The 16,192-nt window shown below is 68.5% G+C and carries 11 protein-coding genes; 4 read left to right on the top strand and 7 right to left on the bottom strand.

Annotation, left to right across the window (positions count from 1 at the left end; genetic code table 11):
• The 7 genes from ACFPZ3_RS59995 to ACFPZ3_RS59965 all read right to left on the bottom strand — a co-directional run.
• Positions 1–597 (bottom strand): TraC family protein (locus tag ACFPZ3_RS59995; RefSeq protein WP_465263606.1); only part of this gene is annotated, 597 nt, incomplete at its 3' end.
• Positions 594–1,550: a PrgI family protein gene (locus tag ACFPZ3_RS59990; RefSeq protein ID WP_379523413.1), complete on the bottom strand. Its 957-nt coding sequence runs from the start codon at positions 1,548–1,550 to the stop codon at positions 594–596. The genes ACFPZ3_RS59995 and ACFPZ3_RS59990, both read right to left, overlap by 4 nt.
• The gene (locus tag ACFPZ3_RS59985) at positions 1,547–3,268 is read right to left on the bottom strand and encodes a TrbL/VirB6 family protein (protein WP_379523412.1); all 1,722 of its coding nucleotides are present in this window, start codon (positions 3,266–3,268) and stop codon (positions 1,547–1,549) included. The genes ACFPZ3_RS59990 and ACFPZ3_RS59985 overlap by 4 nt, the downstream gene beginning before the upstream one ends.
• A gap of 62 nt (positions 3,269–3,330) precedes the next feature.
• Positions 3,331–3,756, bottom strand: coding sequence for a pilin (locus tag ACFPZ3_RS59980; protein WP_379523411.1), 426 nt, complete (start codon positions 3,754–3,756; stop codon positions 3,331–3,333).
• A gap of 306 nt (positions 3,757–4,062) precedes the next feature.
• On the bottom strand, positions 4,063–5,007 hold the full coding sequence (locus ACFPZ3_RS59975) for a hypothetical protein (RefSeq protein ID WP_379523410.1): 945 nt from the start codon (positions 5,005–5,007) through the stop codon (positions 4,063–4,065).
• Positions 5,008–5,750: 743 nt separating this feature from the next.
• Positions 5,751–10,430 (bottom strand): caspase, EACC1-associated type, encoded by a 4,680-nt coding sequence (locus tag ACFPZ3_RS59970; RefSeq protein WP_379523409.1) that lies wholly within the window; start codon positions 10,428–10,430, stop codon positions 5,751–5,753.
• Between the two features lie 205 nt (positions 10,431–10,635).
• A complete protein-coding gene (locus ACFPZ3_RS59965; RefSeq protein WP_379523408.1) occupies positions 10,636–10,950 on the bottom strand; it encodes a hypothetical protein in 315 nt (104 codons plus the stop codon).
• Positions 10,951–11,588: 638 nt separating this feature from the next.
• Between ACFPZ3_RS59965 and ACFPZ3_RS59960 the strand changes: the two genes are divergently transcribed.
• The 4 genes from ACFPZ3_RS59960 (at position 11,589) to ACFPZ3_RS59945 (ending at position 16,174) form a co-directional block, all read left to right on the top strand.
• Positions 11,589–12,506: a hypothetical protein gene (locus tag ACFPZ3_RS59960; RefSeq protein WP_379523407.1), complete on the top strand. Its 918-nt coding sequence runs from the start codon at positions 11,589–11,591 to the stop codon at positions 12,504–12,506.
• Positions 12,506–13,423 (top strand): TRM11 family SAM-dependent methyltransferase, encoded by a 918-nt coding sequence (locus ACFPZ3_RS59955; protein ID WP_379523406.1) that lies wholly within the window; start codon positions 12,506–12,508, stop codon positions 13,421–13,423. The genes ACFPZ3_RS59960 and ACFPZ3_RS59955 overlap by 1 nt, the downstream gene beginning before the upstream one ends.
• Positions 13,424–13,494: 71 nt before the next feature.
• On the top strand, positions 13,495–13,713 hold the full coding sequence (locus ACFPZ3_RS59950; RefSeq protein WP_379523405.1) for a helix-turn-helix transcriptional regulator: 219 nt from the start codon (positions 13,495–13,497) through the stop codon (positions 13,711–13,713).
• Between the two features lie 1,063 nt (positions 13,714–14,776).
• A complete protein-coding gene (locus ACFPZ3_RS59945) occupies positions 14,777–16,174 on the top strand; it encodes a helix-turn-helix domain-containing protein (protein WP_379523404.1) in 1,398 nt (465 codons plus the stop codon).
• Positions 16,175–16,192 lie beyond the last annotated feature (18 nt).

The raw sequence follows: 16,192 nt of genomic DNA, 5'->3' as shown, positions 1-16,192 counted from the left end.
GGGGAAGGCCGCCGCCAGCGCGGTGGTGTCGAACGTCCGCGTCGCATCGAGGGAGTCGACGCCGAGCGGCAGGCTGCTCGTCCACCCCTGCAGGGCGCGGAACGTCGCCGGTTGCGCATCCAGCAGCAGCGACGATGCCAGTGCGCGGACCCGTTCCACCTCGGCGGCCAGCTCGGGTTCCGTGGCGGCGTTGATGGTGAGGTAGAGGCCGACGTTGAACAGGCGGCCGTGGCCTCGCGCGAGCTGGTCGGCCAGGTCGGTGGCGTCGTCGGCGGCGGCCTCGGCGGCGAAGTCGGCGAGTCTGCCGTGGGCGGCGTCGGAGCGGCTGGCCGATTCCAGGCGGGCGAGCTGGCGGCGCAGTCGCATGGCCGCCACCTGCTGGGGGATCGGCTCGATGTGCAGGGACACATCGAGATGGCCGGGGTAGGTGAGCAGCGGTTCCAGCCATCCCGCGCCGACCTCGCGCGGGTAGCCGGTTACGGCGAATGACGCACAAACGGCGCCGGGCAAGGTGAGGGTCCGGACGCCGACCTGGACGGCGGCTGGATGGGTCAGCGTGCCGGATGCGTGGTCGCGGGTACGGCGGCGTGGTTTCACGTGGTGCTCCCGGTTGTCGCGGTGATCAGTTCGTCGGGTAGGGCCTGGCCGAGCGGGTGCCGGCCGCTCGGGTCGAGACACTCGGCCAGCGCCTGGGTGGCTGCGTCGGCGTCGAGCAGGCGGGTGGCGACACCGAGCGCGGCCAGGCTCCGCTCGGCTTCCGCGGCTCGCCGCAGGACGACGGCGGCGCTGGCGTCCCGGCGTACCGAGCGGCGGCCCCGGCTGGCGGTGGGGTGGTCGCGGAGCACGACGAGCACCTGCCGCATCAGCAGCTCGCGCGAGCTGTTCAGCTCGGCCAGGTAGCCGGCGTGCTCGCGGGCGGCTGCGGCGAGCGCGGCGTGCGGCAGCACCTCTGCCTGCTGCTCGACGGTGTCAACCAGATCGGATAGGTCGGCGGGGCGAGTCCGGGCGAGGATCTGCACCGGCGCGTCCAGGGAGTTCAGCCATCGGCCGAACGCGCCGACCAGGGCTGCCTGTTCGCTGGCGGTGCGCAGGTGGAAGGACAGGGTGCTGGTCTCCACCAGGACGGCGACGCCTCCGCCGGTGAGTTCGAGGGCGCCGTCGGTGCGGATGGCCCGTACCGGCAGGCGCAGCGGGGCGGGCAGTTTCCCCCGCAACCGGCACCACCTCGGCGCCTCGACCACCCCGTCAAGCGCGGACACCAGTTTCTTGTGGGCGCGGGTGTGGAGCAGGGCGGCCAGGGCGAAGCGGTCCAGGCTGAGTCCGTCACGTCGCCCGAGCGCGACCGACAGGCCGAGCGCCACGAGCGGCAGCACGATGGCGGCCAGGATGATGATCGGCAGCAGGTGATGGAACAGGTAGTAGAGGGCGGCGGCGATGCCGCCGGTCAAGGTGATGATGAGGAGCTGGCGGACGTTCAGCCCGTAGGCGATCTTGTCCGGGGCGTTGATATTGGCGGGAATGCGCGCCACAAGCGGCTCTGGCTCGTTCATTGGCCGTTCCTCGTGCGCGTTCGGCCGGGCGGCGGGTCAAGACGGAGTTGCAGTTGCCGTGGCCTGGCTGGTCGGGTGGGCATGCCGGGCAGCATCGGCTGCGCCCAGGGCGGTTTCGGCCGGATCCACCGGCCGGTCGGCGCCGCCGGAGTGGCCGGGGCGGGTGGTGTGGGTGGGCGTGGCACTCGGGTGACCGGGAACGGCAACGCCAGCTGACGCCCCCGCGCAGCGGCGGATCCTGCCCGCTGCGATCTTGAGCGGGACGGCGTGGGCGGGAGGTTGAGCGGCAGTTGGAGCTGCTGTGGGCCGTGTTGAGCGGATGGGTTGGGTGTGTTCACCGGTGGTGCTCCTGCCGTGGTGGTGGGGCCGCTGGTCCGCTGTGGTCTGCGTGGGCCGCCGCGCGGCCGGGGCCCGGCGGGGCCACGCCGTGCCCCGGCCGCGGCGCCGGGTGGACGGCGGCGTCGCTGCGCGGCCGGAACCTTCCTGGTGGCGGTGCGTACGGTTCGGCCGCCCTTGGAGAGCGCGGTTTTGGCCAGGCCGAGGGTCTTGTAGAGGATCAGGCTCTTGATCAGGCGGCTGAGCAGCTGTGGTTGGGCGGGCTGCCAGACTGAGCGGGCGACCCAGCCGGGGATCTTGATCAGGATGAACAGCAGGCCGATCAGGACCAGGGTGTCGATGGCGCGCATGACCGCCGGTTTGACCGCCGCCCCCACGAGATCGCTTACCGGCGTGGCGAAGGCGTCGGTGGAGTCGGTGAAGTACACCTTGAACGCCAGAATGAGCACCAGCGCCTGGAGCACCTGCATGGCCAGGACGCCGGTGAAGGCGCGCCACCACATCCGGGCGATGTGCTCGGTCTGCGGCAGCGCGTGACACAGCAGCGCGAGCGGCGCCGCGATCATCAGGAACAGCAGCAGCGCGATGCGCACGATCGCGATGAACGCCAGGATCAGGCCCATCACCACCGCGAGCCCGATCATCCAGATCAGGAACATCTGCGGGGCCTGGAGCTGGCCGACCGGGTTGGCGAGTTTGTTGGCGATCAGGTCGCCGGCCCGCCGCCCGTCCACCCCGTCCTGAAGGAGCGCCGCGACCAGGCCGTTGGCCAGGTCGATGGCGTACTGGCAGACGGTGAGCGAGAAGTTGAGCGCGATCACGGCCACCACCACGCGGGGGGCGACCTCGGCGGCGGTGGTGGAGGTTTGCACGCTGCCGTACGCCATCACGATCACGCCGCTGGCCAGCACGAACAAGGCCAGCAGCGTGTTGGCCACCATCCGTACGTGTGCGGACAGCTCCTGCACCCGCGCCACCATGGACGGCGGCGGAGTCGACAGCAGCAGCGTGCCAACGGTCTGGAAGGTCGGCTGGATCGCCTCGGTGACGATGAGGCCGAACCAGCCGTTCAACGCCCGGTTGAGCTTGCAGCCGAAGTCCAGCCAGCCACACTCCACCCCTTCACCGGCCCGCTCAGGTTCCGGTGCGGGCTTCGGCTTCGAGGGGGGAGCCGTGGGCTCGGTGCTCGGGATCGGCTGGACCGGAGGCGTCAGCATCGGCCCCGTCGGCACCGTTGGGGTCGGCGTGGGTGCGGGTGTGGCAGGCGGTGTGGGCTGCGGGTTCGAGGTTGGCGCGGGGACGACGGGAGGGCTCGGCTCCGCGGCGGCCAGGGCAGCCGTGACGGTCAGCGTGATGGCGAGGATCGTGAGGATCTGCGCCATGCGGCGAATCGTGGTGGTGAGCAGCGTGCTCGTCCTGCGCCGGCGAGATGGTGGGTGGCGAGTCATGAGGAACCGACGATGCCTTTGAGGACGCTGACCAGCAGCGGGGCCAGCACGGCGATGCCGTAGCCGAGGGCGGCGTAGCGCAGGGTCTTCTTGGCCGACTCGACCTCGCCGGGGTCGCCGCCGGCCAGGATGTAGCGCACCCCGCCCACGGTCAGGAACAGTGTGGCGAGGGCGACGAGCAGGCCGACGATGACGTTGCGCAGGTTGTCGATCACCGCGTTCAGCGAGGCCGGCGCGGCCAGAACCCGGCCGGAGGCTGGGAGGAGTCCGGAGGCGTCGGCAGTGGTGGTGGCCGCGATGGCGAGGGCGTACTCGAGCAAGGTGCCCAGGACGATGCAGCCGAGGATCGTCAGGGCGATGAGCAGGACTTTGAGGCTGTGGGCCTGGGATGAGGAGCGGGTGCGGCGTGGGCGGGATGTCATGTGCTGCCTTCCGGAACGGGTCGTGCTGGATGCGGTTGGGCGGTGTGGGTGAGAGGGCGGCGCGGAGGTGCCGGGTCCGGCTGCGGGGCCGGTGGGCGTCCTCCTTCAGCGGGATGGGCTGGTGTGCTGGGCCGGGTGACAGGGACCGGTGACCAGGTACGGGCCCCGGGCTGCCGGGCCCGGGCGCCCTCCGCGCTGCCTTCTCATCGGGTAAAAGACCTGGCTGAAGAGCCGAGTTAGGACATCGGGGCCGCCAGGTTTTGCGCGATCTTTGCTGGCTGCTCGCCGCCGCCCCGGGTGCGATCGCTACAGGCCGCTGGACAACTCGCCGTGCCGGAGCGCCTGGTAGAGGGCGGTTTCGGCGCGCTGGCGGCGCTTGAGCGCGGTGCAGTAGAGCAGACCGCGGCTGCGGCAGTAGGAGCTGAGCGGCAGAGCGTCCAGCCGGGTGAAGGCGATCATCTCCGCCTCCAGCTCGGTGATGATCCCTTCGGCAACGGCCCGGGCCAGGAGCAGGTCAGGGTGGCCGGCCGGGTAGGTGAGCGGCTGCTGGCCGCTGCCGGCGCGGTCACAGAGGTCGGGGTCGGCCAGCAGGCTGGGCTGGTCGGCGGCGTAGGCGCGGATGACGGCGATGTGGGTCAGCCGTGACAGCCGCAGCAGCGGGTGTGACCACGCCAGATTCACCCGGCCAAGAGCCTCCATGTAGGCCGTCAGGACCTCGGCCTCCAGGTCCTCGCGGTCGATCCGCTCGGCCGGGGTCTTGTCGGCGAGCACGCCGATGAGGCGGCGCAGCATCGGGATCGCCAACGCGACGGCGGAGACCATCCACGCCCCCCGGTGGCTGCGGGCCTGGCCGATGAGGTGCCGCCACACGTGGTCACGGGTGGCGCGCGAGCAGGACGGGTGCAGCAGCATCTCCCGCAGCTCGCTGAGTGGGATCGGCCGTGCTGGAAGCCCGTGCCCGAGCGATGAGCCGTTGAGCGACAGCGGGGCCGGGCCGCGCATGAGCAGGTTGAAGGCATGCTCGGCCACATCCAGCGGCAGCGACCCACCCGGGCTCAGGCAGACATCGAGGTCGTCGGATGCTTCGCTGGGTTGCGTGTTGTTCGCGTCGAGACCGACGGCGGACAACGCTTCGGCCGAGGCCGGATGGGTTGTCGGCGCACCACCAAGAACGGTGCCGTCGGCGGCCGGGCTGGTCATGGACAGGTTGGTGGTGGCGTCCGTGGTGAGGCGGACCGAAGGGTGAGACATAGCGACGCTCCCGAAAGGCGTGTTCGGTTCGGACGTCGCCATGTCGCCAGAGAGCCCGAGCAGGAATCGGGCAGCACCCGGGCAGGAAATGATCAGACATCGGGCACGGCAAAGCTCACGCCAAGCTCGGATCACGCCCCGGAACCATGGATGACCTGCGAAAACGCCGAGCAGCGGGGCATGCGCCCGTCAGAAGGCGCGAAGGCGCGACCCATGACGTCGCGCCCGAAAAGCCCTCTCGACCTGCGGCAATGGGATGCGGCCGGAAGCCTCGGGTCAAGCTTGCGTCAAAGCGGTGGACCCGAGCCCGAATCCGTGGCGGGCTCTGGATTGCCGCTGCGAGGGCGTGGCTCGCGGGCGGGTCTAAGAGTGTCTTCGATCCTGGAGGCTGCCGGCGTGGACAGGGTCGCGCACTTGGGCTTGCTCGTCAGAGCGAGGCGGACGGCCAGACCGATCAACAAGGGTTCCTGACATGTACTTCAGGTAGCGGCGCACGGCAGACCGCTTGAAGAATCGCTCGGCTGCACCGACCAGCCGGACGATCCCCAGATACCAGGCCAGGTTGATGAGGGCCGAGGCCACCGCCAGGACGACTCATCCTCGACGCCCTGGCCACCGCCCGCCTCATCCCGGGCACCGGCCAGCCACCTCAAACCTACCGACCTCCAACTCCATCTCCTGGATCCCCTCCACACCGACCCACGAGACCTCGGCTGAAGATCACTCACACGCGGAAAACAGGACTAGCCCGGGCAGGTTTCGCGGTGTGGGGGGCCGAATCCGGAGACGAAGCCGCGCCACTCCTGAGCATTGAGACCGCGCGCGACGATGGCGCAGGCCGCTCGCGCCGGATCATCAGCTACCTCGTTGAGGAAGCCCAGGTCCCAGCGAACCAGCTCGTTTTTTCGTAGGCTCGTGGCGGCCACCCGCCCGTCGCCGCTGAAAGCGATGGGGCTTATCCTCTTGGACGCCAGGTCCCAGGTGTGGGCCACGGGGTTCTCTGGAGACGACATATCCCAAAAGACCACCGCCATGTGCGGTAACGTAAATGTCAATTTCTCGATCTTCTCTGTTACGTACGTTACCTTATTAGTCAAAGCAAGCCTTCCATCGCGGCTGAGTGACAGGTCGTACGCGTATGTGTCGGCGGCGATCGGTAATGAGTAGAATAGCGGAGCGCTGAAATCGGCGAGATCCCAATAACGTAGATCCTGGACGACGTTGACTTCATCGGAATCGCCCTCTTGGCTGCTACGGCCAGCGGTCATGGCACGCCTGCCATCAGAACTTAGCGCCAGGCTGTACGTCGTGTCATTCTTCATTGGCAGTGGCAGCGTCTTCGCTTTCACGTCTCGCCAATCGCGGAAGTCCCAAGCGGTTACCTCGCCGCTCCGGCTGAGCGATTTGCTGCTGCTTTGGTCAGCAGTCAGAGCACGGCCGCCGTCCTCGCTCAACGCAACCTCGTAGGTGGTGTCAGGCCGACTGGGCAGTGGGAGCGGCATAGATTTGGGTTTGCTTGGGTCTCTAAGGTCCCACAGCGTTACGGTGCCGCGGAAGTCAAGACTGTAGGTGGCGCTTCGATCGGCCACGAGGGCATGGCTGCCATCGGCGCTGAGCGCGACCTCGTATGCCGTTCCCTTGCGGCCCGAGATTGGCACTTTCCAGGAACGTGGTTCACCCGGTCCGGCGAAGTCCCAGAAGAACACGCTGCCGGTCAAGTGTTCATTTGCCAGATCGTTGTCTGCAATAAGACCGTACCTGCCGTTGGCGCTGAGCGCTGCAGCGTAACGACGCTCGGGGCTTGAGGGCAAGGGCAAGGCAGTGGGCTTGGGCGTGGAGTCGGCGCTGGCCCCCCAGACAACCACACCACTCCTCGATGTCGAATAGTCGGCTACGAGGGCGCGCTTTCCGTCCTCGCTGAGGGCCACGTCGTTGACCACGGTGCCCGCCGCGATGGGTATTGCCTCTGGAGTCGTTCGGTAGAGCAACGTCCACAACATGGTGGTGCCCCTGAAACTGGTGCCCAGGGCCCCCTTAGACGTGGCGATGAGCGCATGCTGGCCGTCGCCGCTGATCTCGAAAGCCGCGATCTCCTCGCCTACCGGAAGGGGCAAGCGGTCCGGGCGAGGAAGTCCGGGATCGGTGATGTCCCAGACCGTCACCGCATTCTCTGCTGAGGTGATCCGGGTTTGCCTGGTGGAATCCAGAGGTGGTCCTACCAGCGCCCGCATCCCGTTGGCGCTGAGGGCCGTGTCGAAGGTGACCCCCTTGCGCTTCGGCAACGGCAGCGGCCACGATCGCGGTGCGCTGGGGACAGCCAAATCCCACAGACTCACACCGCCAGCCGCCTTCTTGGCCACATTGTCAAAAGATATGAGGGCGCGGCGCCCGTCGGCGCTAAGCGCCAATCCGTAACTGTCTCCCTTTCGCGAGGGAAGCGACAGAGGCCAGGATTGCGGTGCGGCCAGATCGGAGAGATCCCACAATGCGACCGTTTCTTCCGCGTTGTCAGAACCGCACATCCTGCCAGACACCAGCGCACGCCGGCCGTCGGCACTGACCTCAGCGGAATACACCCACCCTGATCGAAGGCCCATGCGCAGAGCTGAGGATCGCGGATGGGCCGGGTCGGTCAGATCCCAATAAGTCACGCGCTTGGTCATGCAACCTGTCCGGGCGAAGCTGTCCTCCAGAATGAGGGCACGGCGGCCGTCGGCGCTGAGCACCGCGTCATAGGAGACGTCCTTGTTCCTGGGCAGCGGTAGCGTCCAGCGGCGAGGTACGTCCGGGTCGGTCAGGTCCCACAACTCGACAATTCCCACGAGGTCCGCAGGTGGGGTGCCGCTGAACGCACTGGGAACGCTGCTAGTCATCGCCCGGCGCCCGTCCGCGCTGAGCCGCACGCTGTAGTCGATGCTGTTGTCACCGGGCAGGAGTACCCGTTGCCGCGGAGCGGCGGGGTCCTTGAGATCCCAGAGGACCACGTCGGTGCCTTGCACGCCGGCGGAGGTGCCGGCGCCGTCTTGGCTCACGAAGTAGTGCTCGCTGGTGGAAAGGGCGTAGTCACCGTTGCCGCTGAGCACGAAGGAGGTCGCACGGCTATCGTCGTCCTCGACGAGGGTGGTATGCGGCGGCGTCGTGAAAAGCATTGAGGCCAGGCCCGCTCGGGTACCCTCGTTGTCCGGATCGAGCGCAAGCCCAGCGACGCCGAGGCGCAGGGACGTTGTGCCCTGTCTCTCACGCAGCAACTCCGAGCGAGCCATGAAATCACGACCGACTGCTATGTCGCGCTGCTCCTCGGCTAGGCGCAGCGACGTCTCCGCCGACCGCCACTGAGAGAGGGCAACCCCACCGGCCAGCACGGTGCTCAGCAACAGCGTCGCGAGGACCACCAGGAGCATGTTGCGTCGGCGGACCCGAAGTCGCACCGCACGCTGCTGCGCCGCCTCGTGCTCGACGCTCGCATCGATGAAGTCGGCCGCAACCTGGCTGAGGTTCGCCCGATGGGACGGTTCGGCCAGATAACGGGCCAGCGCCAGGCGGCCGGTCTGGTAGAGCTCGCCGGGATCTCGGCCGCCTCGGTCCCACCTCAGCGCTGCCTCGGTCAGGTGCTGTTCGACGAGAAGCCCGGCACGATCGGTGTCGAGCCAAAGGCGCAGCCGTGGCCACGCCCGGATCAGCGCTTCGTGGATGATTTGAACCCTGTCCTCGTCCACCGTCAACAAGCGGGCCCTGGTGAACGTCTCCAGGATGGCCCGTGGGTTTCCGGCTCCCGGGGTCTCCGCGATGGACAGCACGTCGAGGAGCGGAACCGTGCGGCGGCTGGTGTCGGTCGCCTCGCCGAGATGGACAAGACGGACCAGCATGCGACGGGCCGCCTCCTGATCGGTCGGGGAAAGGGCGTGCAGGGTGGAGTCCGCTGTACGGGCCAGAGCCTGCGCGATGCCGCCGGCGGCCCGATAGCCGCCCAGGGTGAGGACCTGGCCCTCCCGGCGTTGCCAGGTGGCCAGCAGCGCGTGCGAAAGCAGAGGAAGCGGCGTGGTGCTGGTATCGGTCCCCACATCCTCTAGGAGCAGATCCGCTAGGCCGTCGTCCAAAGCCAGGCCTGCCAACTCGGCTGGCTTCTCGATTACCTCGCGCAGTTGTGCGGCCATCAGCGGAGGCACGATGACGGCATGCTCCAGCGCAGCGACCAATGCGGGATAAGGAGTGCAGTGGCCGAAGAAATCGGCTCGCAGACCCAGCACGACCAGATAGCGCTCCGCGGCCGTGGTCAACGCCTCGATGAACGCCTCGCGTTGGTTCTCCCGCTCGCACAGCACGAACAGCTCCTCGAACTGGTCCACCACGATTACCAGATCGGCAGGAAGTGACTGGCTTTTGGCCGTCCTGGTCGAGTTGAAGTCAGACAGACAACGCTCGAAGGTGCCGAGCGGATCCGAGCCCGGTGTCATGACGATGTACGGCCGCGGTGCGAAGGCCGCGAGGAGCCCTGCCCGCAGGACGGATGACTTCCCCGAACCCGAAGGACCCGTCACCAGGAGGGGCCCTCGCTCGGACTCGGCAGCCCGCGAGACGAGCACATCAACGAGGTGGTCACGCCCGAAGAAGAAGACGTTGTCCTCAACGCCATAGGCGGCCAGGCCTCGGTATGGGCAGTCCTGGGTGTCGTCACCGGGGCCGCGGTCGACCGGGAACGGACGGCCCTCGGGGGCGCGATATGCGGCGTTGATCGCCAGGGGACGGCCGCCGCTGACGTCGGCGGCTTGGCGGCGCGGCAAGGGCAAATCCCTGGCACCCAAAGTCCGCCGGAGGCTGCGGTGTACGTCGTCGAGGGTCAGCAGGCGGGGAGCCTGCGGATCCCCCGCCGTCAGCAGTTCGATCAAGGCTCCGGTGAAGGCCGGGTTTTCGTCCCCATGAGGCACCCAGGCCACCTCGTCGCGGCTGGTGGCGGTCAACAGGTAACATCCCGGCCACGACGTGGCGCGGCCAGCCCAACAGCAGTCCAGCAGTACCAGAGCATGGGGTGCGGGGCTTGACGATAAGATCGTCCGCACTTCGGCGTACGGCAGTGCCTGGTTGCGTGCCACCCCGCGCATCAGATCGACACTGGCCCTGGTTGCCAGATACAACTGGTTGTCGGCGCCAATGAGCCCGTGGCCGGCATAGGCGAACACCAGCAGCTCCTCAGACTGCTCAGCTAGACGGGCGATGGCTTCCGCCAGCTCATGTGGGCTCTCTGGGTCCAGGAGGACCGTGAGACGGTTGGCCGGGAGACCCGCATGCCGCGTCAAGGCATTCGCCAAGCCGAGCACGCCAGATTTGACGGCGGGAACGCTGGGGAGACGTGCGTTGTCCCTATGCGAGCTCGAGCCTGCTAACAGCACTCGCGCTCCCGGCTGGTCCAGCAAAAGGGGCGACATTAAAGGGCAACCAAGGTCACACAGAGGGTAACTGTCAAAGGACTATCGGCTTGTGGCGACGGTTCATTACTCGGAGGGCCAGAGGCGACGTCGTCAACGAGATCGCCTCCTTCTTGGCATTCGGGACCACGGCCTTGCCCTCGGCTCCTCTTCATCGTGATCGCCGTCTCCGTCGACGTGAATGGGCAGCAACTCGGCCTGTCGACTACCCCATGCCATGCCGCCTGCACACGCTGTCGATGGCAACGCCGTACCTCCTGGGGCGGCTCGCGGTCGTCGACGATGATGAGCGTTCCCTCGTCGGTGGCGTGGGTCCGAACCTCCAGCCGAGCTGCCATCCCGCCGCGCGTGCAGCTCGCCGTATTTCGGCCAGTTCGCCCAGCTCTGCGACCGCGGCGTGGGTGAGGATGAGCTGGCCGTAGAAGGCGCGGTATATGAGGCAGGCAGCCATCCTCGCCTTGAGCTGGTCGACGAGCTTGGCAAAGCGGCGTTCGGCGAGTTCATCCTTCCGGCTCGGCATGCAGATCGCCTCCTGCTGACATGCCTCGCTGTGTCCTCCTCTCAGCCTAGGTCGCACCGGCCGACGGCGGGTGGGCGACCTGGTGGAGCTGGTGACGAACGTTGCCCGGAACATGCACGAAAACGCTGTGACCTGCGAAAACACGCTCCAAATGAAGTGCTGAAGAGAGGAGATACGGGAGCGTGGGCGCTGGCCTGGATGGCTTGGCACGTCCGGCCGCATGCCTCCGTACGGGCTGGACCCCAGCATTCGACCCGTACGCAGCATCGTTATCTACGTGATCATTAGATGCGAAAAGCGAACAGCATGGGTGGGATGCAGGAAGACATCTTTCAGATGCGAGTCAGCCTCCACGATCTGGCGAGCGCCTGACCGTCGCAGTTGCCCCCAGGCTGTGGATGAGGAGCCCGAAGCCTCCGAGAGGAGGCGTCCGGCGAGGGGACGGCATGAGTGATCTTGCTGAACCTTTGCTTGACGGCTTGTCCCAACTCGGGTCTTGCGGCAGGTATTTAGATCAATGACAGGGATCGGTGGCCCGGTACTCGGGCCACACCCACATGACCGAACCCACCACCACCTCAACCGCTTCCACATCCGCTAGCTCTTCCGTCTCTACCGGGCCTGCTACGGCCGACTCCTTGTCCATCGCGTCCGAACCGGATGCCCAGCTCCGTGAGCCCGGCCTTCGGGTAGTGCGGGAGGCTCAGGATGCGGTTCGGGGGCACCTGCCGCTGTCGGTGTGGCTGGCTGCAGTCGACACCGAATCGAGGGCGACCTGTCCGGCGGGTTGCTGCCATCCGGTCAGCGGCCCGCTCGCCCGCCACCTGGTCGCGGCGTGCGCGCGGCTGGGCGAGACCGTGGTCCATCTCGGCGCTAGCGATCACCAGCTCGTCTCGGCAGCGCTGACGGCGGGCTGCCTGCCGGTGGCTGTCTTCACCGACGCGGGCCGTGCGGGCGTGTCCTGGACCTGCCTCGCCCGCACACATCCCAACTTCGATCTGGAGGTCACTGAACTGCGGGTCGCCGACCCTGGCCACGAGTCCCCGGTGCTGGCCGATCTCGCTGGCGGCGCGGTGTTGGTCGTGGCCGAGCAGACCTGCCGGCAGCCCCTGGGCCGGCCCACCTGCTGGCCAGGTTTCGAGGCTGGAGTCGAGGTCTTCGACGTTGCCTGCGCGGCGGGGCTGGTGAAGCCGGGCGGGCATCTGGCGGTGGTCACTGGCCTGCACCGTGAAGGCGGTGTGGTCGACCCGGTGCCGGAGATCATCGCCCGCGCCCGCGATGCGGGGCTGGTGTATCTGCAGCACATCATCGCCCTGCGACATCCCGCTCGCGGCGAATGCATCGACCCAGATCTCTCCCGCCGAGCCTTGGCCGCGATCGAGGAGCTGCCGGAGTGCGCCGGGTTGCCGGCGACCGCGCGGACGCACTCGGACGTGCTGTTGTTCACCCGGCCAAGCAGGCCCTCATCGCCTCCGGAGGCGACGATGCCGTCCGCTGGCGGCTCCAGCGCGCAGGACGTCGCCGAGCCCACGGAGCAGGCTGGGGGTGAGCGTTGATGGTCGAGGTGACGACGTCGGTGTGGGCGACCGGGCAGCAGCCGTCGCGGGTTCAACGTCAGGGCCGGTACGTGCCGGAGTCGATGCGGCATCCGGGCAAGATGCTGCCCTCGATCGCCGCCAGGGTGATCGAGACCTACACCGCATCCGGTGAGCTGGTGGTCGATCCGATGTGCGGGATCGGCACCACCCTGGTCGAGGCCGCTCATCTGGGCAGGCACGCTGCGGGCGTGGAGTATGAGGAGAGGTGGGCGCGCCTGGCGGTCGCCAACCTGGGCCACGCCCGAAAGCAGGGGGCACCGGGGTTCGGACGGGTGATGGCCGGGGACTCCCGGCACATCGCCCGGCTGCTGCCCGACCTGGTCGGGCGGGCAGCGCTGGTGCTCACCTCGCCCCCGTACGGGGCGGCCACGCACGGGCACATCCGCTCCAGCCGCGACACCGGCGAGCCGGGCGTGCGTAAGTGGAACCAGCGCTACTCGGCCGACCGCAGCAACCTCGCCCACCAGCAGCTCCCGCAACTCCTTGATGGGTTCGGCCGCATTCTGGCCGGGTGCGTAGAGCTGCTGCGGCCGGGCGGGGTCGCGGCGATCACGGTGCGGCCTTACCGGGTACGCGGCGAGCTGATCGACCTGCCCGGCCACGTCCACCAGCTGGCCGAGCAGGCCGGGCTGGTGTTCGTGGATCGGATCGTGTGCCTGCTGTGCGGGCTCGGCGACGGCAGTCTGCTGAACCGGGCGTCGTTCTTCCAGCTCCATGAGGCGCGCAAGGGGTGGGCGCGGGGGCTGCCCATTCACGCCATCGCGCACGAGGACCTGCTCGTGCTGCGCAAGCGGCCGTCGCCCGCGTCCGCCGAGCCGCTCGTTTCGAGCGCTGGACGCACGCAGGCGGGCACTCTCCTGCGAGGTGATCAGTGAAAGAGCAGGCAGATGATGCGATGTTCACGCTACAAGACCCGCCGCACCAGCATCCGCTACGAACGCGGGCTATGGCGAGCCGGCCTCTGGTGGTGGGCCTCATCGAGGCCGGGCGGATGCTCGGTATGGGCCGCACCACGGCCTACCGGCTGGCCAAGACCGGCCAGTTCCCCTGCCCGGTGTTGAGGATCGGCGGCCGGTACGCCGTGCCGCTACGCGGGCTGCGGGCACTGCTGGGCTCCGCCGGCCAGGACGATGGCGACCTTCCAGATCACGGCTCGCAAGGATGACGCCGGAACGTGCGGAGCTGAGCCGGCGGAGGCGAGCCGGGAGCCACACCTACGGCAAGTGCGGAAGGCGGGGACGCCTGCCTAGGTAGGACGCTGGTGCTGCTTTCCTGACCCGCTCGAAGAGGGGCCTGCCAAGGAACTCCCGGAGTTCCTTGGCAGGCCTACCCCACTTGTCGATCGCACCTGCTACAGCCAGATGTCCACCCTCTCGTGGTCCTGCTGGCAGCAGTGCTCGGCGTGTTCAATGAGCAACTGCCGCCATATCGCACGAGCGCGCTGATGAGGGCCTCGCGCGGTCTCCTCGAGATCGCCCAGGCTGTTGCGCCGCAGAATCAGATACTGGGCGCCCTGGCATCCGAACTGGTAGGCGTCACAGCAGCAGACACCCCTGATCCGAGGAGGTTTGCCGGTAGCACTCTGATACGGGTGCCACGTGATCACGACGCTGCGCCTCTAATGTCGGCTCTCATGTCGGCGCGGCACGCGACATGACGGTCGTCGTTGCGTCCGGGGCGGGGGAGCGGCCGCAGGCTCGGGCGTTGAGTTGAGGAGAGGCTGGCCAGGGCGGACAGGCACCACCTGCGCGTCCGCCTGGAGAAGGCGTGCCGTCGCAGAGCGGAGTCCGTCCGTTGCGTGGGGGAGGCCGGTGGACGGGAAGGACATGCCACCGCCTCCCCTCGACCTGGCCAGCCATGGGCGGCATCCAGCGCTCCTTTCGTGCCGTGTCCCGGTGAGCGCGCATGCCGCCTGTCTCAGGGACCTCCTTCATGGGGCGAGGAGTCTCGCCCGGCCGGGTAGGGCAGGAACACGGCCGGGCGAGAATTTCCCCGTTGGTCACAGCGCGGGGCGTGACGGCCCGTGAGGTCACGCGCTGTGACGTCGTCCATGCAATCGGGCACGCGGGTCTGTTGTGAACGTCGTGACCTGGGCGTTTACCGTGACCGGCCATGGTCGGTGCCGGTGCGGTGGTCGTTTGCTGGTCATTTCGGTGGTGGACTGGCTTGCTGGGTGTTGGCGATGCACACTGTGTGGTCCCCTAGATGGTGAGGGAGCGTGGCACGCGGTGGACCAGCGCAAACGGCAACACCAGGGCGGTCGTCCGGAACTGGTGCGCGCCCGTGTCCGGCACGGCCTCACCCAGGAGCAGGCCGCCGAACTGATCGGGGTGTCCACGACGACGTGGGCCCGGTGGGAACGCGGCGAACAAAGCGTGCGCCCGGTCTACCGGGCCCGCCTGTCCGAGGCGTGGCAGGTCGAGGCCGCGGAGGTGGAGCGCTGGCTGGAGGCCGCGTCACCGGCGGGCGAGGTTCCTGGTGAGGACTGCATCGATGAGGTCGATCTGGCGGCCTGCGGGGCCGACGGGGTCGATCAGCTGTGGAGGTGGGAAATGGATGCCTCGAGGCGTCACCTGCTCGCGGCGCTGCCGTTCGCGCCCGGACTGCTGGGGGAGTGGCTGCTGGCCTGGCGCTACGACGCCACCATCGGATCGGCGGCAGGCGAGGCGGCCGCTGTCGCTGCGGGCGGGAGTCGGGTGGGGTGGGCCGACGTGCAGCGTGTGCAGGAGGCGCATCGGGCCTTCATTCAGATGGACCACCAGTTCGGCGCCGGTCTCGTCCGTCCGGCGGTCACCGACTTCATGAACGTCACGCTTGCCCCGCTGTTGCGTGGCCGCTACCGCGAGGACGTCGGCCGCGCGCTGATGAGCGCCGCCGCCCGCATCTCGCGCACCGCCGGGTGGATGGCCTTCGACCTCGGCGCCCACGGCCAGGCCCAGCAGCACCTCGGCCAGGCGCTGAAGCTGGCCAAACAGGCCGACGACGACCTGACCAGCGCCTGGATTTTGGCAGCTCTGGCCCAGCAGGCCTGCGACCTGGATCACGGTCGTTGGGCCATCCGCCTGACCGGCGCCGCCATCGAGGCAGGCCGGCGCGGCCACGCCTCACCCCGGGTGATGGCGCTGCTGCATCTGCGCCGGGCCCGCGCCTTCGCCGTAGCCGCCGGCACCGAGCAACCGGATACGTTCACTCGCCGCCGGGTGGCCGACCTGCTCGCCGAAGCCGAACACACCTATACCCCCGCCACCCGCGAGGACGACCCGGCCTGGATCGCAGCCTTCGGCCCCGCCGAACTGGCCGCCGAAGTCGGCTACTGCTGGCACCGCGTCGGCGAGCACCAGCGCGCCGCCGACCACGCCGAACAAGCCCTGGCCGGCTTCGCCCCCACGTACCTGCGCTCCATCCAGTTCAACCGGGTCCACGCCGCCCAGGCCCGCCTCGACCTGGGCGACCTGGACGGCGCCCTGGCCCACGCCCGCCCGGCCGTCCGCGCGGCCAAGGAACTCACCTCCGCGCGCGCCGTGGCCCAGGTACGCGACTTCGCCACCCGCCTAACACAGCGTCACCGCAGCCACCCCGACGCGCGCGAGTTCGCCGACCACCTCCGTGCCGAACTCGGCACCTAACGGGAAGGCCTTGGGCTC

This window comes from Nonomuraea insulae, assembly GCF_042656245.1.
The sequence above is the reverse complement of the archived record's forward strand: the minus strand, read 5'-3'. Positions and strand labels throughout refer to the sequence as shown.